Annotated in this window: 17 protein-coding genes; 6 read left to right on the top strand and 11 right to left on the bottom strand. The window is 67.0% G+C overall.

Annotation, left to right across the window (positions count from 1 at the left end):
• Positions 1-25: 25 nt before the first annotated feature.
• Both ACLJPD_RS24035 and ACLJPD_RS24030 read left to right on the top strand, forming a co-directional pair.
• Entirely contained in the window at positions 26-1,438 is a 1,413-nt protein-coding gene (locus ACLJPD_RS24035) for an MFS transporter (RefSeq protein ID WP_410875039.1), read from the top strand.
• A 14-nt stretch (positions 1,439-1,452) separates the two neighbouring features.
• Positions 1,453-2,148, top strand: coding sequence for an SGNH/GDSL hydrolase family protein (locus ACLJPD_RS24030; RefSeq protein ID WP_410875038.1), 696 nt, complete (start codon positions 1,453-1,455; stop codon positions 2,146-2,148).
• Positions 2,149-2,191: 43 nt separating this feature from the next.
• On the opposite strand, the gene ACLJPD_RS24025 is transcribed toward ACLJPD_RS24030, so the two are convergent.
• A complete protein-coding gene (locus ACLJPD_RS24025; RefSeq protein WP_410875037.1) occupies positions 2,192-3,130 on the bottom strand; it encodes a helix-turn-helix transcriptional regulator in 939 nt (312 codons plus the stop codon).
• 96 nt (positions 3,131-3,226) lie between these two features.
• On the opposite strand from ACLJPD_RS24025, the gene ACLJPD_RS24020 reads away from it, so the two are divergent.
• A complete protein-coding gene (locus ACLJPD_RS24020; protein WP_410875036.1) occupies positions 3,227-3,631 on the top strand; it encodes a VOC family protein in 405 nt (134 codons plus the stop codon).
• A 196-nt stretch (positions 3,632-3,827) separates the two neighbouring features.
• Here ACLJPD_RS24020 and ACLJPD_RS24015 read toward each other — a convergent pair whose 3' ends face one another.
• Together ACLJPD_RS24015 and ACLJPD_RS24010 are read right to left on the bottom strand one after the other, a co-directional pair.
• Positions 3,828-4,625 (bottom strand): HAD family hydrolase, encoded by a 798-nt coding sequence (locus tag ACLJPD_RS24015; protein WP_410875035.1) that lies wholly within the window; start codon positions 4,623-4,625, stop codon positions 3,828-3,830.
• 303 nt (positions 4,626-4,928) lie between these two features.
• Positions 4,929-7,160, bottom strand: a complete 2,232-nt coding sequence (locus ACLJPD_RS24010; protein WP_410875034.1) for an Hsp70 family protein — start codon at positions 7,158-7,160, stop codon at positions 4,929-4,931.
• A 525-nt stretch (positions 7,161-7,685) separates the two neighbouring features.
• Between ACLJPD_RS24010 and ACLJPD_RS24005 the strand changes: the two genes are divergently transcribed.
• Positions 7,686-8,447, top strand: a complete 762-nt coding sequence (locus tag ACLJPD_RS24005; protein ID WP_410875033.1) for a glucose 1-dehydrogenase — start codon at positions 7,686-7,688, stop codon at positions 8,445-8,447.
• A 106-nt stretch (positions 8,448-8,553) separates the two neighbouring features.
• Here ACLJPD_RS24005 and ACLJPD_RS24000 read toward each other — a convergent pair whose 3' ends face one another.
• The 7 genes from ACLJPD_RS24000 to ACLJPD_RS23970 form a co-directional block, all read right to left on the bottom strand.
• Positions 8,554-10,140, bottom strand: coding sequence for an FAD-dependent oxidoreductase (locus tag ACLJPD_RS24000; protein WP_410875032.1), 1,587 nt, complete (start codon positions 10,138-10,140; stop codon positions 8,554-8,556).
• Positions 10,141-10,152: 12 nt separating this feature from the next.
• The gene (locus ACLJPD_RS23995; protein ID WP_410875426.1) at positions 10,153-11,157 is read right to left on the bottom strand and encodes an AurF N-oxygenase family protein; all 1,005 of its coding nucleotides are present in this window, start codon (positions 11,155-11,157) and stop codon (positions 10,153-10,155) included.
• 357 nt (positions 11,158-11,514) lie between these two features.
• Positions 11,515-12,510, bottom strand: coding sequence for a sulfate/molybdate ABC transporter ATP-binding protein (locus tag ACLJPD_RS23990; RefSeq protein WP_410875031.1), 996 nt, complete (start codon positions 12,508-12,510; stop codon positions 11,515-11,517).
• Positions 12,507-13,313: a sulfate ABC transporter permease subunit CysW gene (cysW, locus tag ACLJPD_RS23985; RefSeq protein WP_410875030.1), complete on the bottom strand. Its 807-nt coding sequence runs from the start codon at positions 13,311-13,313 to the stop codon at positions 12,507-12,509. Before cysW ends, ACLJPD_RS23990 begins: the two co-directional genes overlap by 4 nt.
• The gene (gene cysT, locus ACLJPD_RS23980; RefSeq protein ID WP_410875424.1) at positions 13,310-14,161 is read right to left on the bottom strand and encodes a sulfate ABC transporter permease subunit CysT; all 852 of its coding nucleotides are present in this window, start codon (positions 14,159-14,161) and stop codon (positions 13,310-13,312) included. Before cysT ends, cysW begins: the two co-directional genes overlap by 4 nt.
• Before the next feature lie 92 nt (positions 14,162-14,253).
• Positions 14,254-15,306 (bottom strand): sulfate ABC transporter substrate-binding protein, encoded by a 1,053-nt coding sequence (locus ACLJPD_RS23975; RefSeq protein WP_410875029.1) that lies wholly within the window; start codon positions 15,304-15,306, stop codon positions 14,254-14,256.
• A 209-nt stretch (positions 15,307-15,515) separates the two neighbouring features.
• Positions 15,516-15,605 carry an Ms4533A family Cys-rich leader peptide gene (locus ACLJPD_RS23970; protein WP_019045829.1) on the bottom strand — a complete coding sequence of 30 codons (90 nt, stop codon included), beginning with the start codon at positions 15,603-15,605 and terminating at the stop codon, positions 15,516-15,518.
• Positions 15,606-15,679: 74 nt separating this feature from the next.
• On the opposite strand from ACLJPD_RS23970, the gene ACLJPD_RS23965 reads away from it, so the two are divergent.
• Positions 15,680-16,729, top strand: a complete 1,050-nt coding sequence (locus tag ACLJPD_RS23965; RefSeq protein WP_410875028.1) for a M48 family metallopeptidase — start codon at positions 15,680-15,682, stop codon at positions 16,727-16,729.
• Positions 16,730-16,840: 111 nt separating this feature from the next.
• Here ACLJPD_RS23965 and ACLJPD_RS23960 read toward each other — a convergent pair whose 3' ends face one another.
• Positions 16,841-17,074, bottom strand: a complete 234-nt coding sequence (locus ACLJPD_RS23960; RefSeq protein ID WP_410875027.1) for a hypothetical protein — start codon at positions 17,072-17,074, stop codon at positions 16,841-16,843.
• A gap of 141 nt (positions 17,075-17,215) precedes the next feature.
• On the opposite strand from ACLJPD_RS23960, the gene ACLJPD_RS23955 reads away from it, so the two are divergent.
• Complete coding sequence (locus tag ACLJPD_RS23955; RefSeq protein WP_410875026.1) at positions 17,216-19,183, top strand: glycoside hydrolase family 15 protein; 1,968 nt, start codon at positions 17,216-17,218, stop codon at positions 19,181-19,183.
• The last annotated feature ends 11 nt before the right edge of the window (positions 19,184-19,194 follow it).

The following is a 19,194-nucleotide window of genomic DNA, read 5'->3' as shown; positions in this document are numbered from 1 at the left end:
ATTTCTCCTCCCGAAGGAATACCGCATGACCGACGTGTCAGCTCGGCCCGAAGATCCGCTCAACACAGCGACTCCCGACGCCTCGGGCCGCACCCTCGCGGTGGCCGCGGGCGCGGCATTCATCGCTTTTCTCGACCTCTCCGTCGTCAATATCGCGTTCCCGACGATCGCCGCGAGCTATCCCGGCACCACGACCGGCACGCTCACCTGGATCGTCAGCGGCTACGCGATCGCGTTCGCAGCACTACTGACACCGGCGGGCCGCATCGCCGACGCACTCGGCCGTCGGCGACTGTTCGTCCTGGCACTGGCCGGCTTCGCCGTCACCTCCCTGCTGTGCGGGCTCGCGCCGGGCGCGGACTGGCTCATCGCCGGACGTGTCCTGCAGGGCATCGCCGCGGCGTTCATGGTGCCCGCCGCACTCGGGCTGGTCTTGGCAGCCACGCCGCGGGAAAAGATCGGCGCCGCGATCGGCGCGTGGTCGGCGGCCGGTGGGTTCGCGGCGGTGGTCGGCCCGGCGCTGGGTGGTGCGCTGGTCGAGGTGTTCGGCTGGCGTGCGGTCTTCCTGATCAATGTGCCGATCGCGCTGGTATTGATCGTGCCGGGAATGCGATTGCCCGGTGGTGGCACGACCTCGCGCGATTCGACGCTGCCCGATCCGCTCGGCACACTCGCCGTCGCGATCGGGCTCGGTGCGATCGTCGCGGCCGTCACCGAGGGGCAGTCATGGGGCTGGTCCGCGCCCGGCACCCTCGTCGCGTTGTTCGGCGGTCTCGCGCTGACAGTGTTCGCGCTGGTTCGCTCACGTCGACAGACCAATCCCGCCGTTGCTGTATCGCTCTGGCGTGAGCGACAATTCGCGCTCGCGAACGTGGGTTCGTTCCTGTTCGGCGCCTCGATGTTCGCGTGGTTGCTGGCGGGGCCGCTGTTCCTGAACGCGATCTGGGGCTACTCCGTACTCGAATCGGCGGCGGCGCTGACGGTCGGTGCGGTGGCCTCGATGGTGACCGCCGTCGTCACCGGGCGGATCACGACACCGCGCGGCCAGCGGTGGGTCGGAGTGCTCGGCGCGCTGATGTACACCGCCGCACTCGCCTGGATGAGCACCGACGCCTTCGGGCCCGAACCCGCGCTGTGGACGGCATGGATTCCGGCCGGAGTACTCGGCGGTGGCGGGATCGGCATCGTCGTCACCGTGCTCGGCACCGCGGCGGCGAATTCTGTTCCACCCCAACAGTTCGCGGCGGGCATCGGGATGAATCTGACCGCCCGTCAGGTGGGTGGAGCACTGGGTATCGCCGTACTGGCGGCGATCTTCTCGGCGAGCTCCGACGACCCGCTTCATGGCTTTCACCTTCTGTTCGCCGTCTGCACGGTGATCAACATCGCCGTCGCCCTGCTGCTCGCCTTGCCATCGCCGACCCGTTCGACCGACTGAAACCGGAGATCGATATGTCTTCCAGCACACCACTATCCGTTCGATTCCCCGCTGAGGCCGATGACCCGCTTGTGCTCGCGCCGGAGCAGACCGCCGCGCTGCTCGCGGGGGCACCATGGCAGCGTTTCGCGGTGCTCGGTGATTCCATCGCCGCGGGGACCGGCGATCCGAGTCCCGGATACGCCCCGACCGGCTGGGCCGACCGGGTCGCGGCCGACCTCACTGCGGTCAATCCCACACTGGCCTATCGCAATACGGGTCGAATCGGCGCGACGAGCGGTCAGGTCATCGACCGGCAGCTGGCCGAAATCCTGGATTTCGCACCGGATCTCGTGCACCTCAGCTGCGGTGGGAACGATCTGTTCACCGCGGGCGGCGATGTCGATCGGCTGTCCGAGAATCTGTCGATCATCCTCACCGCACTGGCCGCCACCGGGGCGCAGCTGTCGATCTTCACGATGGCCGACGTGTGGTCCGTCGAGCGGATGGCGCCGATGCGCGCCATGCGGCCGCGGATGATCGCGCTCAACGAGGTGTTGCGGGCGGTAGCCGCCGAGTTCGGCGCGGCATTGACCGAACTGTGGAATCATCCGCTGCGCTCGCGGCCGGAGTTGATGAGCGCGGACCTCATCCACTTCACCACCAGTGGGCAGGCGGTTCTGGCGAGCGAGGTGGTGAAGTCGCTGGCCTCGCGTATCGACAGGTCGTAGCCAACCCGGGACCGGCTGACGGCTCGGTCCCGGCGGCGCGGCCTCACTGGTTGTTTCGCAGCAGTTCGATTCCGAGCGCTACCAGTTCGGATCTGACCTCGGCGGGCCCGATGACCTCTACGTCGGCACCCCAGCCCGCCAGTTGCCGGGCAACCATTTTCGCGGTGTCGGCGGTGATTTGCGCTCGCACCCGGCCGTCGTCGGCGGGGCCGAGCAGGGTGCAGTTGCGGCCCTGCTGGTCGGCCAGAATCGGGGCGAGTTGCGCGGAGACGAGGACCGTCGCGGCGACGGCGGCGCGACGGTCCTCCATCTGCTCGACGATTCGAGACCACTCCGCGGACAAGTCGAAATCCGCCGGCCGATCGGCTGTTTCATCGAGAGTGGCAACCTCGACGATGCGGTCGAGACGAAAGGTCCGCTGCCCGCGTTCGGTGCCCCCGATGAGATACCAGACCGTTTCCTTCTCGACCAGGCCCCACGGGTCGATCGTGCGGACCGTGCGTTCGCCCTTGCGCAAATAAGCGATGCGTACGCGGCGGCGGTCGACCACCGCGCGCTGCACCGTGTCGAGTATCGCCGGTGTCTGCGGATCCGGGCGCCCCCAGCGGGCCGGATCGACGACAACGGCATCGGCCGCGGCGGCCGCATCGGCACGGAAGGTGTGCGGAAGTGCCCGAACCAGTTTGCGCAGTGCGGATTTCAACTCGGGGACGGCCTGCGCGGCGGGGCCCGCGAGCAGGAACAATGCCCTGGTTTCCCCCGCCGTGAGACCGGAGAGGTCTGTGCGCGCGCCGCCGATCAGCGACCACCCGCCGCCGCGACCCGATTGCGGGTAGACGGGGATGCCGGCGGCCGACAACGCCTCGAGGTCACGCCGGGCCGTCGCCACCGACACTTCCAGCTCGGCGGCGACCTGGGCGGCGGTCACCCGCCCACGCGCCTGCATCAACAACAGGGTGGCTACCAATCTGTCCGCTCGCATACTCGGTAATTCTGCCGAACAAAGTGCTCATTCGGTGAGCACTTTGGCTGGCAGAGTCATGTTCACACACCGAAGCGACAATCGAATGGAGCAGACATGCTGCGCGGAATGGCCACCACCACCTACTACGCCGACGATCTCACCGCCGCCAAGGACTGGTACACCGAATTTCTCGGCACCGCACCGTATTACGAGGTTCCGGGCGGGTACTACGAGTTCCGCCTCGGGCCGTTGCAGGCCGAGCTGGGAATCATCAACCGCGCGTACGCCCCGGCGGGTGCGCGCAACGCGCCCGGCGGAGGCGGCTTGGTATTCTGGCAGGTCGACGATCTCGCGGCCACCTTCGCCCGCTTGCTCGAATTGGGCGCCACCGAGTACGAGCCGATCACCGAACGCGGCAACGGTGCGGGTTTCGTGACCGCGTCGGTGCTGGATCCGTTCGGCAATATCCTCGGAATCATGGCGAACCCGCACTACGTCGCGATGACCGCATCGGCGTGACCGAGCAAGCCGACGCAGGTTTCGGCGACGACGGATGGCAGCGGCACTCAGGCTGACCCGAGGTCGGCACCGATTGCGACGACCGCAGCTCTGGCGCACAGGCGCGACCGGGGTCAGACCCGGTGGCGGCAACCGAAGCCTCAGGGGCTCAGCAGATCGGCCGACAAGGCCGATGGCGGCGATCGCCATCTGGTGCTCAGGCGAACCAGCGTTCGAGGACGGTGGCGACACCGTCCTCGTCGACGCGGCCGGTCACTTCGTCGGCCAGGGCCAGCACATCGGTGGGTGAACCGGCCATGGCCACCGAATGTGCTGCCCAGCGCAACATCTCGCGGTCGTTGTAGCCGTCGCCGATGGCCAATGTCTCGTGGTGCTCTACGCCGAGCAGGTGCCGGAGTTGTTCCAGCGCCCAGCCTTTGGAGACGCCACGGCGGGAAACGGTGAGCCAGGGACCGTACTCGCCGTGCACCCAGGAGGCGTCCGGAATATCGAATGTGCGCAGCAGGCGCAGCATTTCATCAGGGCTGCCGTCGGGCCACCAGCCGTTGAGGCGCGGCGTCGGCACGCTGCTCAACGTGCGGTGGTCTACGAGCTGGAAGTCGCCGATCGAGAACTCCCCCGGCCCGTGCCCGGTCGCCCAGGTGCCGACGCCCACCCGTTCCGCGGCGAAGATCATCGCCGGGAACAGTGTGCGCAGGGCCAGCACCGCCGGGCCGGGGTCGAACGATTGGACCGCGACCGGCTCGCCCCGCGCCACATCGATGTGCACCGCACCGTTGGAACACAGCGCATGCCCCTCCGACAGCCCGAGCTCGCTCAGCACCGGGCGCGTGGCGAGCAGCGTGCGCCCGGTGGTCACCACCACATGCGCCCCCGCCGATACCGCCGCCCGCACCGCCGCGCCCACTCGCGTGCTGATTTCGAACCCTGTCGCCAGCAGGGTCCCATCCACATCGAGCGCGATCAGCTTCGGCGCTCCCCCGACTACAGCCACCGCCCTATTGTGCCCGCCCCCACCGACACTCACCGCCGTTTCACCACCCGCCTGCTGCACGCCCTCGACCATCTCTCGCCGAACTACCCATATCTGTGTCAGAAGGTGTTCGTGCCGCGGCAATACTCGGGGGTGCGATCGAGGGCTACGTGCTACTGGCGCGGTCGGGGTTGGGACCGGCACTGCGCGACCACTGATGTCCTCCGCAACGAGGAGCTCCATCCGCTGGCAACCATGCGCGAATACCTCTGTGCACGACCCTGTTCCGGCGTGCCAGCGGAATTGCGACGTGCCGCGGATCGGTCAGCGGCGAGAACCGCCGCCGCCACCACCGCCGCCACCACCGGAGCCGCCCGAAGATGCTCCGCCCGATCCGCCCGACGACGCACCGCCTGACGACGCACCGCCACCTGACCCGCCGCTGTCCGATCCACCCGAGGACGTGCCGCCTCCCGACGATGTGCCGCCCGACGAGGTTCCACCGGATGCTCCGCCCGAGGAAGCTCCCCCACCCGACGCACCACCACCGGTGGCGCCGCCACCCGAAGTGCCACCGCCGGTCGAACCACCTGAAGCACCACCGGAGCCGCCGCCGTCCGCTCCACCACCGGACGCATCACCACCCGACGCACCACCTCCGGACGCGCCACCGCCGGACACACCACCACCCGACGCGCCACCACCCGACGCACCGCCACCGGACGTGCCACCATCCGACGCACCGCCACCACTGCCGCCGGTCGAGGTGCCCCCGCTGGACGTGCCACCACCCGAGGCGCCGCCGGAAGTGTCTGTGCCGCCTGAGATTCCACCACCGGTCGACCCTCCGGTGGACCCGCCGTCCGTGGTGCCGCCGGTCGGCGTTCCACCCGAAGTGGAGCCGCCCGAGCCACCGGTCGCGGCGCCCCCATCGGAAGGAGTTGCGCCAGTGCCTGTTCCACCTGTCGGGGTAGATCCTCCGACGTCGACGGAGATGCCGCCCGTATTCGGCGCGGACGTGCCGTCCGTCGGGGCCGTGCCCGGCGCGGGCGCGGTACCTGCGGCAGGAAGGGTGCCGGCACCCGGGTCTGTCGGGGTGCCGGGCGTTTCAGAACCGGGAGCCGAGATCGGGCCACCGGGGGGAAGTTCAGGGGCGCCGGGGGTGTTCGGCGCGTGCTGGGGTTGGGCGGCAGGTAGACCGAAGGGTAAGGGATTGATGAAGCGGGCCGGGTCGCCGTAGGTGGTGCGGGCGAGAACCGGCGACTTGCAGTCGTTGCGAACGTCCTGGTGTCCGGAGCCGCCGCGATCGGCACCACCACCGGTGTGCCCACCGGGACGTGCACTGCCACCGGGCGCCGTCGCGGGGGCGATGAAGTTCTCGTAGGCGCTGCGCGCGGCGGCCGCGCCCGCGACCCGGATACGACCGGTGAACGGGTCGACATCGCTGATCAGGCCCGCGGTTCGCGCGGCGAGCAGGTCGGCGCTCATGTCGTAGAGCAGTGCGTCAGCGGGGGCGCCGAGGACAGGGAAGCGTTCGAGGACCGGCATCAGGCCGGGATCGAAGGGGCTGCCGAACACCGTCATCGCCGACATGGCGAGCGCGGAAACAACTGCCGCACTGGAGAACACCGCGACGTGCGGCACCGTACCGCCGCTCTGCTGCTCGGGCGCGAAGGTGCGAGCCGCCAAACCTGCCGCGCCCGAGGCGATCACCTGGCCCGGATCGGCGACGGTGACGAGCGGAACGCCGAGTTCGGCGAGGGTGCGGGCGACTTCGGGTGGGCGCGAAGCACCGCCGACGACGAGGATGCTGGTCAGGTCGGCCAGCCGCAGGCCCGCCGCGGCCACACTCTTGCTCACCAGCGGGAAGGTGTCGCGGATGTGTTCGGCCCGCAGCGCGTCGATGTTCACCATGGAGGTGAGGGTCTGGGTAGCACGGCCCTGCCCCGGTTCGCCCGCGTACCGCGCGACCATCTCACCGAGCGGCTTGCCGCCGAAATCGCTGGACCGCGTAGGTTTTCCGACCATCGGGTGATGCGGCCAGTCGGGGCCGACACGCAGCACGGTGAGGTCGAGGCTGGTGGCGCCTAGGTCGTAGACGAGCACGAAGCCCGGTTCCAGTGGTCCGCGATCGATCTCCAGCCATTCCGCGGCGGCGACCGGTTCGGGCACGAGCAGGACCTCACCGGCGCCTGCGAGGTGCAGGGCCTGGCCGAGTAATGAGACCTGTTTGTCGGAATAGACCGCGGGATAGGTCAGGACGATCCCGGCCGGTGTTTCGGCCAGCTCGATCAGTCCGGTGACCACCGCGGCGATCAGGTTGGTCGCCGAATAGAACCGACCACCAATCACCATCGGCTCCGGTTCGCGGGTGAGGTCCGCGAAATCCGTGATCGCCGAGGCGAACTCGTTGATGGCGCCGATGCGGGGCCTGCCCGCGTCGTCGAATGTCAGTGCGGTGCGTCGTGTGCGCACCGCCGGCTTGGCCGGATCGTCGGCGACTACCGCCGAAATCGCATTGGCCACACCGATACTCAAGCCCAGACCTCTGGTCATGTTTTTGCTATCCCGTCAACGCACCGTGACCACGTCCAGCACGCGAGCGCACCATGTGGCCGCGGTCGTCTTCCAAACAGCTCGCCTAGATTAACTGGCACGTCCGCGAATTGCTGCCTGATTGATATGAAAGCCGCAATCATGAGTCACCACAAGATTATTCGCGCAGGTGAGATGGTTGATCGTTAAATATCCACCCCCCTGAACACCCCGTCGGCGATTCACAGACTCCGAGAGGCAGCTACCTGCGAGTAATCGGACACACCGCCCATTTGATACATTCTTAGAGTTTGTTATCCCGACCAATAGACACACTTACCGACTGGTAACCAATCCATTTACTACCGCCGTGATTTCACTGACCGCCAATTACATTCCCGCACATCGAAGTCGGCCCGATTTTGATGACACATCAACGCGGTGGCTGAATCCCGCCAGCACGGCCGAGGGCCCACCGGTTGACTGAAAGGGCGGAGAGACACCGACTCCGAGCGCCGAAACACTCACGGAAAGAAGGCACTACACATGTCCACTCGATTCGCCGACCAGGTCGTTCTCATCACCGGTGCGGGCTCCGGTATCGGCAAGGCGGTCGCGCTCCGGGTCGCGTCCGAGGGCGCCGCGGTGGTTCTCGGGTCCCGCGGCAAGGATCAGGGTGAGCAGGTCGCCGAGCAGATCAGGGCGGCAGGCGGGCGGGCGCTGTTCGTCGCGACCGACGTCACGATCGACGCCGATGTCGAACGGCTCACCCAGGCCGCGATCACCGAATACGGCCGCCTCGACGCGGCTTTCAACAACGCGGGCGCGGTCAACGCTTTCGGCCCGATCGCCGAGATCGACGACGTCGCTTGGCGCGCCGACATGGATCTCAACCTCAACGGCGTCTTCTACGGTCTGCGCCACCAGGTCCCGGCCATCACGGGCTCCGGCGGCGGCGCGATCCTGAACAACGCCTCCAACCTCGGCGTGGTCGGAATGGCACAGGTCGCCCCCTATGTGGCGGCCAAGCATGCCGTCGTCGGGCTGACCAAGTCGGTGGCGCTGGAGACGGCGGCGACGGGCGTTCGGGTCAACGCGCTGGTCTCCGGCGCGGTCGACACCCCGGCCTTCCGCGCCTCCATGGGAGCGACTCCCGAGGGTGAGGCGGCCATCGCGGCGCTGCACCCGGTAGGCCGGATCTCTCAGCCCGACGAGATTGCCGCGGTGTGCGCGTTCCTGCTCAGCAGCGAGGCATCCTTCGTCACCGGAGCGGCTATCGCCGCCGACGGCGGCTTCACCGCGCAGTGAGCAAGCCTCAGGCGTCGGCCACAACAGCTCGCACAGATCCGTGAGCTGACAGGGCAAAGGCCCGCAACGTCTCCCAGTGACGTTGCGGGCCTTGGCTGTTTTCCGATCAACTGCGAGCGAACAGCCGCTTCACCGAGCGTTCCCGCTGCACCGCGGCACCGCGGGCGACAGCCTGCGGGCGACGAGCACGCACGAGTCGGTCGAACTCGGACGCATCGCGCGCGGGCGCACGCAGCTTGCCGCTGTTGAAGTCATCGGCGAGCTGCTGCACAGTTTCCTGCGCACACGACTTGTTGGTCCCGATGAAGCCGGTCGGGCCACGCTTGATCCAGCCGGTCACATACGTGCCGGGGAAGACCTCGCCACCGGGCGCGGTGAGTACCCGGCCCGCGTCGTTCGGGATCACCGCACGAGCGTCGTCGAACGGCAGACCCGCGGTCGGCACCCCGCGGTAACCGACCGAGGTGAGCACGACACCGGCCTCGAGCAGCGCGGTATCGCCGGTCGGGGTGGCGATCACGCGACCTTCGGCGTCGGTTTCCAGGTCATTGCGCTCGACCCGCACCCCGGTCACCGTGTCGGTGCCGACGATTTCCACCGGCGAGGACAGGTAACGGAACACGATGCGTTTGCGGTCACCGAACGGGCGACCGGCGACGCTGTGCAGCAGGCGCAGCTTCTGCTCGACCTTGTAGGGCAGGTCGGGCGTGACCTCGGGCAGTTCGCCCTCGATCGCGATGTCGATATCGGCGGCCAGCAGGCCGACGAACTCGGGCACCGTGAACGCCGATTCGGCCGGACCACGACGACCGAGGATGACGACCTCTTCGATCTTGCTCTCGCGCAATGCCTTCAGCGCGTACGGCGCGATGTCGGTGTCGGTCAGCAGGGCCGGATCGACGGTCAGGATTCGGGCGACGTCGAGGGCGACGTTGCCGTTGCCGACGATGACGACCCGCTTCTGGTTCAGGTCGAAGGTGTCGTCGGCGTGGTCGGGATGGCCGTTGTACCAGGCGACGAAGTCGGTGGCCGAGACATTGCCCGCCAAACCCTCGCCCGCGATGTTCAGCTTGCGATCCGAGGACGCGCCGACGGCGTAGATCACGCCGTGGAAGTGCTCGAGCAGCTCGGCATGGCTGATGTGCTTGCCGATCTCGACGTCGAGGTAGGTGCCGAAGTCGTCCTGCTTCGACATGATGTCGAACAGATCGGCGACCTTGCGCGTGTGCCGGTGATCGGGTGCGACGCCGAGGCGGGCCAGACCGTAGGCCTGTGGCAGGCGGTCGAACATCGTGACCGCGACGCCGGGCTGGGTGAGCAGCTCGTCGGCGGCGTACATCGCCGACGGGCCCGAACCCACGATGGCGACGCGCAGCGGGGACCGCTGCGTGTCGATCGCGGGTGGCATCACCGGTGCGGCCAACGTCGGCCGGTCCCGCTGCACGCGGTAGAAGTCGGCGTTGATCTCGATGAAGGGCTTCTGCTCGTCGGTCAGCTTCTTCGACGAGGTGATGGCATCAACGGGACAGGCGGTGGCACAGGCACCGCAGTCCACGCAGGCCGCCGGATCGACGTAGAGCATCTCCGCGATGCGGAAATCCGGCTCATCCGGGGTGGGATGAATGCAGTTGACCGGACACGCGTAGACGCACGAAGCGTCACTACAGCATGACTGGGTGACAACATATGGCATAGGACTGTCGTCTCAGGCGGCGTGCTTCGCGGAGCGCTTGGGCTCCGAACGGTACCGACTCGACGGGCCGTCGATCCCGAGCAGCTTCCACACCCGGCGCGAGATCGGGTTCATCAAACCGATCTCCTCAGCCAACGCACGCACATCGACGTAATAGTCAGCGAAAGTCCGCTTGGCCTCGGCAGAACCGTAGAACAAATCCTTGCGAACCTCAGCAGGCATATCGAACTGCTTGAAGAAGGTCTTCGGCGGAGTCGCGATCGCACGACCCAGCACGAACATGATGATCGGCATCGCGATCGAGAGCACAGCCCTGTTCAACGCGGGCTGGGCCGGGACGTTCTTCTTCAAGAACTCGTGCGCGAAAGAGATGTGGCGAGCTTCCTCGGCCACATGGATCGCCATCACCCCACGCATGATCGGATGGATGTCATCACCCGAACGCAGGATGTCCTTCTGGATGTGATCGATCGGCTCCTCGCCCGCGAGCACCGCCATGAAGAAGAAGTTCGGCAGGAACGCACCAGCCGGAGCGGCCAGGTGACGCAACGAACGCACGAGCGGGTTCATCCCCGGCACGTCGGCGACGCGGTTCACCATCTCCTGGAACATCAGAGTGTGGTTGTGCTCTTCGATCATCTCGTGCGAGCAGTACCGGAACTCCGGGTCATTGTTCTTCAGGTTGAAGATGTGCTGCATCATGCCGACGATCAGAATGGCCTCGAACTGCAGACCGACCTTGGCGACATTGGCCTGGCGGACCTTGCCGATCTCGATCTTCTGCTCCAACGGCAGCGCCTGGTACCAGGGGTGGCGACCGATCGGGTCGGCCGAGGTCACCAGGACCCAACGCTCGGGCTTGCAGTTCGGATCGAAGTCAGGGGCGTCCCAGTCGATGTCCTCGAACGGGTCGAAGTGGCGATCGACCGATGCCTCGGACAGCATCAGCAACTTCTCGGCGTACGCCTGAGCCTCGGCGACTACAGGATCGACGTCAGGGGTGGTGGGCGCAGACATCGTCGTCACTGCCTCTCCTCTAGGGACGTTTACTGTTTCCAATGGTTACACCTACAGGGAGTCACGTCAACTCCATCCTTTGCCGGATTTCGCACGTTCGGCGTGCCGAAAGCCCTGTTGGGAAACCTACTGACCAGTAAAAACGCTTCTACCTGTGACACTGCGTCATGCACAGTCTTCGAGGGCATGCGGTGAGATGCGAAAAATAGTTGTCCGCCGACCTCAGAGATCGGGCAGGCGGACCCCCGGTACCGGTTAACCTGCGCCGATTCCCGGTCACGTTGTCGGCGAATCCCCCGACAACGCGACCGGGGCCCCGCGACGTGTGTCGCAGAGCCCCGGTCGTCGCTGGGCGGATCAGCCCAAGGGCAGGTCTGGGATCCGGGTGGCGCGGGCATAGACCGTCTCACCCTCGGACAGGTGCAGCGCCGCGGCATCGCCGCGGGTGACCTGGGCGGCGAACTGGTCACCGGTCGCGGCATTGCGCAGTTCCAGGCGCACCTCGAAACCGAGGCGAACGATCCGCTCGACCGTGGCCCTGGTGACGCCCGCCGATTCCGCGGTGCCCTCGTGCTCGGCCATCGCCATGCTCGGATCACGCCCGACACGGATGTCGTGCGGGCGGACCAGATGGCCGTTGAGCCGGGCGACCGCGCCGAGGAACGACATCACGAACTCGTTGGCGGGCCGGTCGTAGACCTCCTCGGGCGAACCGACCTGCTCGATACGCCCCTTGTTCATCACCGCGATCCGGTCGGCCACATCCAGGGCCTCCTCCTGATCGTGGGTGACCAGCACGGTGGTCACGTGGACCTCGTCGTGCAGCCTGCGCAGCCACTTCCGCAGATCGGTGCGCACCTTGGCGTCGAGCGCACCGAACGGCTCATCGAGCAGCAGCACCTGCGGGTCGACGGCCAGCGCACGAGCCAGCGCCATGCGCTGACGCTGACCGCCCGAGAGCTGCGCGGGGTAACGGTGCTGGAAACCGTCGAGGCCGACGATGCCGAGCAGTTCGTCGACGCGCTTCTCGATTTCCTTCTTTGGCCGCTTGCGGATGGTCAGGCCGAAGGCCACGTTGTCGCGCACGGTCATGTGCTTGAACGCGGCGTAGTGCTGGAACACGAAGCCGATATCGCGCTTCTGCGGCGCCACGTGGGTGACGTCGTTGCCCGCGATCACCACCACGCCCGAGTCGAGGGACTCGAGACCGGCGATCGAGCGCAGCAGCGTCGACTTGCCCGAGCCGGAGGGGCCGAGCAGGGCGGTGAGCTGGCCTGTGGGGATATCGATGGTGACATCGTCGAGGGCGGCGAAGGAACCGTAGTTCTTGCGCGCGTTGGTCACGGTGATCATTCGGTGCCCCGCTTGCGTTCGAGGAGAGTCATCAGGAGAAGGACGATCAGCGCCATACCCATCAGCAGGGTGGCCGCGCTGTAGGCGCCGAAGGTGTTGTGGTCGTTGATATAGCGCCCGTGCACCAGCAGGGTCAGCGTCTGGGATTTGCCGGGTAGCGCGGTGGAGACCATGATCACCGCGCCGAACTCGCCCAGCGCGCGGGCCACGGTGAGTACGACGCCGTAGGTGAGACCCCAGCGGATGGCGGGCAGGGTGATGCGCCAGAACGTCTGCCACCGCGAGGCACCGAGGGTGGCCGCGGCCTGCTCCTGATCGTCACCGATCTCGTGCAGCACCGGCTCCACCTCGCGCACCACGAACGGCAGCGTGACGAAGATGGTCGCGATCACCATGCCGGGCAGGCTGAAGATCACCTTGAATCCGACTGATTCCAGCCCGCCGAACCAGCCGCCCGCACCCCACAGCAGGATCAGCGACACACCGACGACGACCGGCGACACCGCGAACGGCAGGTCGACGATGCCCTGCATCAGGCTGCGCCCGGGGAACTTGCTTCGCACCAGCGCCAGCGCCGTGACAACACCGAAGACCACGTTCAACGGCACGACGATGACGACGATGAGCATCGACAGCTGAAAGGCCGAGATAGCCGCGGGCGTGGTGATCGAGTCGAGGAACGTGCCGATCCCCCGTTCGAAGGTGCGCAGCAGGATGATCACCAGCGGCAGAACGAGCAGGATCAGCAGGTAGCCCAGCGCGACCGTGCGCAGGGAGATCCTGGTGAACGCGGACAGTTTCATCGGGACGCCTCTTCCTTACGCGACGTGCGTTCGGCGAGGATCCGCAGCACGAGCAGGCTGACGAACGAGATCACCAGCAGTGCCACCGACACCGCGGCCGCGTTGATCGGCCGGTCGACCTCGATCTGCTGCTGGATGTACTGCGAGGTCATCTGCGTCTCGCGCGGGATATTGCCACCGATCAGCACCACCGAGCCGTATTCGCCGATCGCCCTGGCGAAGGCGAGGCCGCCACCGGAGATGATCGCCGGAGCCAGGGTGGGCAGCACGATGCGGCGGAAGGTGATCCAGTTGCTCGCGCCGAGCGACAACGACGCCTGCTCGACTTCCTTGTCGACCTCGATCAGCACCGGCTGCACCGACCGCACCACGAACGGCAGCGTGACAAACGCCAGCGCCACCACCAGACCGGGCTGGGTGGCGTTGAGGTGGATGTCGACCGGACTGTTCGGGCCGTAGAGCGAGAGCAGCACGATCGAGGCGACGATCGTTGGTAGCGCGAACGGGAGGTCGATCAGCGCGTTGACGATGCCCTTGCCGGGGAACTCGTCACGCACCAGCACCCAGGCGATGAGCGTGCCCATCACGACATTGATCACGGCGACGATCACCGAGACGCCGATCGTCACCTTCAGCGAGTCGAGCGCCGAGGGCGCGGTGACCGCGTCCCAGAAGCCCGACCAGCCGTCTTCGAAGGAGCTGACCGTGAGCGCGGCCAGGGGCAGCAGCACGATGATGCTGAGCCACATCACGGCGACGCCGATGCCGAACGGGCCCACCGAGCCGGTGACCCGCAGCCACGACCAGCGAGGCCGGCGCGGGGCCGGCGGCTTCTTGTCCAGTTTCACGGCGCCGCCGGGATCGGGGGTTTCCCCGGTCCCGGCGGGCCCACTGCTGTCAGTCACAGTTGTCCAGTATCGCGTGTGAGCCGGGTCACGGCCTACTTGGTGGCCTTGTCGTAGATGACGGCGACCTTGCCGGTGCCCTGCGCGAACAGATCCTTGTCGACGGCCTTCCAACCACCGAGGTCATCGATGGTCCACAGCTTGGCCGGGGTCGGGAAGTCCTTGGCGAACTCGGCGGCGACCTTCGGGTCGACCGGCCGGAAGCCTGCCTGCGCCCACGCCTTCTGGCCCTCCGCGGTGAAGAGGAAATCGCGGAACGCGGTGGCCTTGGGCAGGTTCTTGGAGTTCTTCAGCACCGCGACCGGGTTCTCGATCTTGAAGGTGGTCGGCGGGTTGATGTGCTCGATCGGGTCGCCGTTGCGCTCGGAGAAGATGGCCTCGTTCTCGTAGCTCAGCAGCACGTCACCGGTGCCCTGCAGGAAGGTCTCGGTGGCTTCGCGGCCCGACTTCGGCTGCACCTTCACGTGTTCGGGCGAGACCAGCTGGGACAGGTAGTCCAGACCGGCCTGCTGGTTCTTGCCGCCGTCGCTCTTGGCGGCGTAGGGCGCGAGCAGGTTCCACTTGGCCGAGCCCGAGCTGAACGGGTTCGGGGTGACGACCTCGACACCCGGCTTCAGCAGGTCGTCCCAATCCTTGATGCCCTTGGGATTGCCCTTGCGGACCACCAGGGTGACGACCGAGCCGAAGGGGATGCCCTTGCTGGCGTCGGCGTTCCAGGTGGACTCGACCAGACCCGCGTCGACCAGGCGGGTGATGTCGGGTTCGACGGAGAAGTTCACGACGTCGGCCTCGGCGCCGTCCTTGACCTTGCGCGACTGGTCGCCCGACGCGCCGTAGGAGGCCTGGACCTGCACATTCTTGCCCGCGTCGGTCTTGTTGAACTCGGGCACGACCTTGTCGAAGCCCGGCTTGGGGACGGCGTAGGCGTAGAGGTTGAGGGTGCCCCCGCTGCCGTCGGCCACGCTGTCACCGCCGTCGGTCGAGTCGCTGGCGCCACCGCCGCAGGCGGTCAACGCGAGCGCGGCGACAGCAGTGACAGCGATGGCGGCGGCGCGGCGGCGCGAGCCGATCCAGGTGTTGCGAGACATCGGGGTAAACCTTTCGGGAAAGGACCTGCGGCGCAACGGCTTTCGTAGCAGCAGGGAATACTCGTGTCGATCGGTAGACCTGTCGTGCGCGGATACACGACAGTTGGCGCGACTCGGGCCAGTGGCCCCCGGAGTGACGGACTACGACTGCGAAGGAAAGCGCGCGCCAGTCTACTGGGCAGAGGAGCGCAGACGAGTCCGGTGGCCGATCATCGACAGAGAATGTCTGCGACCGCGAGGTTGCCGACAGCGATCAACGCCAATTCATGGCGGATCTGCGGAGCGACACTCGACGACACAGGCAGACTGTAGCAGATTGCGACATGATGATCGCAATCGACGAGAGTTCACCAACCAGGGGGGATTTCATCCTATGACCATGGCTCCAGACCGGGTGCGCACGCGTTTTCCGGAGATCAGCACGCGCGCTTGGGAACACCCGGCCGACCGCACCGCGCTGGTGGCACTGCGTTCACTGAGCGGCTTCGACACCGTTCTGCGGGCGCTGTCAGGATTGCTGCGCGAGCGTCAGCACCGGTTGATGTATCTGGCGACGGCCGTTCGGGTCGACGATCGCCAGTTCCGCACGCTGCACGAGTTGCGCGCGGACTGCGTCGGCGTGCTCGACGCCGAGTCCACGCCGGAGATGTTCGTCCTGCAGGACCCGTCGGTGAACGCCTTCACCATCGGTATGGACACGCCGTTCATCGTGCTCACCACCGGCCTGCTCGAACTGATGGACACCGAGGAACTGCGCTTCGTCGTCGGCCACGAACTCGGCCACGCACTGTCGGGCCACGCGGTCTATCGCACGATGCTCATGCATCTGATGCGACTGTCGGCCTCGGTCGGCTGGATGCCGGTCGGCGGCTGGGCGTTGCGCGCGATCGTCGCGGCCCTGATGGAGTGGAGCCGCAAGTCGGAACTGTCCGGCGACCGCGCCGGCCTGCTCTGCTGCCAGGACGTCGAGGCGTCGGTGCGTGTGCACATGAAGACCGCGGGCGGCGCGTGGCTGCACGAGATGAACCACGGCGCCTTCCTCGACCAGGCCGACGACTACCTGCGCTCAGGCGACCTCCGCGACGGCGTCCTCAAGCTGCTCAACCTGGAACTGCAATCGCACCCGTTCTCCGTGCTCCGCGCAGCCGAACTCCGCCGCTGGATCCAATCCGGCGACTACGAACGAGTCCTCGGCGGCAGCTACCCCCGCCGCGAGCACGACAAGAACGCGAGCATCAGCGAAGAGGTCAAAGAAGCGGCCCGCCACTACCGCGAGTCCTTCGACCAATCCGACGACATGCTGATCCGCACGGTCCGCGACCTGGGACGCGATGTGGGCTCGGCAGTGAACACGGTAGGCCAAGAAGTCGGCCGCACAGTCTCGGACCTGGGCAAACGCTTCGACGACTGGCGCAAGAACTAGGTGCTGACTCGGCGCGGGCCGACGCTCGCGCCGATCACCGCGTGAAGAACCACGCGATGACAACCAGAACAAGCAACCCGACAAGCGCGAGCTGAACGCGAGAACGTGGCATCAGCGAGCCCCACTGCCCACGGTCGGAAGCTCGGCAACAGTAACCGGCACGGCCGCCACCGGTTCATCACGGCGCAGCACCCGGAAAACCATCCGCAACCCACGGTCGAGCAGGAACGCGATAGCGAAGCTGATCGGAACCATCCCGACCAACACCACGAGGAACTGCGGAATAAAGGGCAGCCCGGCTACCCACAGTTCGAACCCGTCCCACAAACCTGCGATCCGTTGCACGCCGACCAGCCTAGTCGCACACCGGCGAACCCCTCGCCGCCCGCACAGTCGCGGGCGGATTACCCACCCACGACCAGCCGATCCACCGGGATCGCCGCACGCAGCGGTGGACGCGCGCCCACACCGCCGTGATGATGGGGTATGGAGTCTTCCAGCGCTGACAGCTTGCCGATTCTGAGTCCGGTCTCCTCCAGCGGCCGTCGCGGCGCGTTTCCGCCGATCGACGACTACGCCTTCCTGTCCGACTGTGAAACCAGCTGTCTGATCGCCAGCAGCGGTGCGGTGGAGTGGATGTGTGTGCCACGCCCCGACTCCCCCAGCGTTTTCGGCGCGGTCCTCGACCGCAGCGCGGGCCATTTCCGGATCGGCCCGTACGGGACGAATGTGCCGGCGGCGCGGCGGTATCTGCCGGGCGGGATGATCCTGGAGACCACCTGGCAGACCGAAACCGGCTGGCTGATCGTGCGCGACGCGCTGGTACTCGGCCCGTGGCACAACAACATCGCCCGATCCAAGACCCACCGCCGCACCCCGATGGACTGGGATGCCGAACACATGCTGCTGCGCACGGTCAAGTGCGTGAGCGGCACGGTCGAGCTGGAAATGAGCTGCCAGCCCTCGTTCGACTATCACCAGGGCGGCGCAAAATGGGAGTACACCGGCAAGGTCTACGAGCAGGCGACCGCGCGGGCGTCGAGTGATCCCGATACCGCGCCGTCGCTGGTTCTCACCACCGACCTGCGCCTCGGTTTGGAAGGCAGGGAGGCTCGGGCCCGCACCAGGATGGCCGAGGGCGACCAGGTTTTCGTCGCGCTGACCTGGTCGGAACTGCCCGCGCCCGGCACCTTCGACGAGGCGGCCCAGAAGATGTGGGCGACCGCCGAATGCTGGCGGCGCTGGATCACCCAGGGCGACTTCCCCGACCATCCGTGGCGCAGCTACCTGCAGCGCAGCGCGCTCACCCTCAAGGGGCTCACCTACGCGCCGACCGGTGCGCTGCTCGCCGCCTCCACCACCTCACTGCCGGAAACCCCTGGTGGAGAACGAAACTGGGACTACCGCTACACCTGGGTGCGCGACGCGAGTTTCGCGCTGTGGGGCCTGTACACCCTCGGCCTCGACCGTGAGGCCAACGACTTCTTCGCCTTCCTCAACGACGTCACCACCGAGGCGAACGGTGACGCGGTCCCCTTGCAGGTGCTCTACGGGATCGGCGGCGAACGCCACCTCACCGAGTACGAGTTGCCGAACCTGTCCGGCTACGACGGCGCGCGCCCGGTGCGCATCGGCAACGCCGCCTACGACCAGGACCAGCACGACATCTGGGGCACCATGCTCGACGCGGTGTACCTGCACGTGAAGTCACACCGGCAGGTGCCGGAGTCGTTGTGGCCGTTGCTGGAACGCACCGTGCGGGCCGCCATCGCGAACTGGCGCAAGCCCGATCGCGGAATCTGGGAGGTGCGCGGCGAACCGCAGAACTTCACCTCGTCGAAGGTGATGTGCTGGGTGGCGCTGGATCGCGGTGCCCGGCTAGCACAACTGCACGGCCAGCACGAACGCGCAGAAGAGTGGTTCGAGATCGCCGAAGAGATCCGTGACGACGTCCTCGAATTCGGCGTCAGCGCCGACGGCGTCTTCACCCAGACCTACGGCGGCGACACCCTCGACGCCTCGCTGCTGCTGGTGGTGCTGACCCGCTTCCTCCCGCCCGACGACCCGCGCATCCGGGCGACGGTGCTGGCCATCGCCGACCACCTCACCGTCAACGGGCTGGTGCTGCGCTACCGCACCGAGACCACCGACGACGGCCTCGAAGGCGAGGAGGGCACGTTCACGATCTGCTCGTTCTGGCTGGTCTCGGCGCTGGTGGAGATCGGCGAACTCGAACGGGCCACCAATCTGTGCGAGCGCCTGCTCGGGCTGGCCAGTCCGCTGCGCCTCTACGCCGAGGAAATCGACTCGCGCACCGGACGCCACCTCGGCAACTTCCCGCAGGCCTTCACCCACTTGGCGCTGATCAACGCGGTGACCCACGTGATCCGGGCCGAAGACCAGCGCAACGCGGGTCAGTTCCAGCCCGCGCACACCCCGTTGCACCGGCCGTAGAGCCCTGAACT

The organism is Nocardia sp. A7 (genome assembly GCF_046549215.1).
Classification (GTDB): Bacteria; Actinomycetota; Actinomycetes; order Mycobacteriales; family Mycobacteriaceae; genus Nocardia.
Note: the sequence above shows the minus strand (reverse complement) of the source record. Positions and strands in the feature narration are given on the sequence as shown.